General features: G+C 53.9%; 2 pseudogenes. Both read left to right on the forward strand.

What is annotated here, in order from left to right:
- Positions 1–372: pseudogene (locus tag HYI44_RS29160) on the forward strand (hypothetical protein); the annotation flags it as partial.
- Positions 369–881, forward strand: a pseudogene (locus HYI44_RS29165) (hypothetical protein); the annotation flags it as partial. The pseudogenes HYI44_RS29160 and HYI44_RS29165, both read left to right, overlap by 4 nt.

Here is an 881-nt window from a genome sequence, read left to right on the forward strand (position 1 = left end):
TTGTGGGAGTGCGTGCGTAGCTACATGGAGATTGGGCCGGACGCTGTTGAAGATCAGACGGCACGCTTCGACAGATCTAAAGGAATATGGGCTACTTACCTGGACGACCTTATCAAGGCTGCGAAGTTGAGAGGCTGGTTTATAACCGCTTTGTGGGAAGGCTTCTGCGGGATTTTTATTTTCAATACGCTACTGATAGATGTGCTTGAACGCTGGAAATTGAACCCGCCACCCGACCTGCCCTATCCCGACATTATCGAATGGTCCAAACCGCTGCCGTCCGAGCAATGGGCCAAGCGCTCCCCTGAGTTGGAGAACGCCATCGCAAAACGTGAAACGGAACTGGCCGTGCAACCTAAGGACCGCGCATGAGTACGCCACCGGCAGGCACCACAAAAAAACGGATGTTTTCGCGCAATGACTACTTGGCGCCGTTACCCATTCCCACCGGTGAAAAACCCTCGGATGTGCTCAACACCATTTGGCGCAAGAACGAGGTGTTCCTCGACATCGGAAACTACAGCATCGGCTCGGCGGTGATGGTGATGTGGCCGACGATGATGCTGTTTTTGGGGCTGGCCTTTGCGTTTAGAAATATTGCCCCCGATCTCAGTGTGTTTACTCTTGTAGGAGGCGGAATCATCATTGGGATCCCCACGCTTTTTTTAATTCAGGGCCTATTTCGCGATGTGCCTTTACCGGTGCGCTTTAATCGTCAACGCCGCGAGGTGTGTGTGCCACGAGAGGATGGCGAGTACTGGATTGTCCCCTGGGAAAGCGTGACGGCCGCGGCCACGCAGCAGTCGTCGGTGAGTCAGACGGGTAAAGCTACGATGGGCTTATTGATCATTGGCTTTGAGAATCCTGATCCGCAGGCCAAG

Source organism: Pseudomonas sp. Y24-6 (assembly GCF_020295325.1).
Taxonomy (GTDB): Bacteria; Pseudomonadota; Gammaproteobacteria; order Pseudomonadales; family Pseudomonadaceae; genus Aquipseudomonas; species Aquipseudomonas gregormendelii.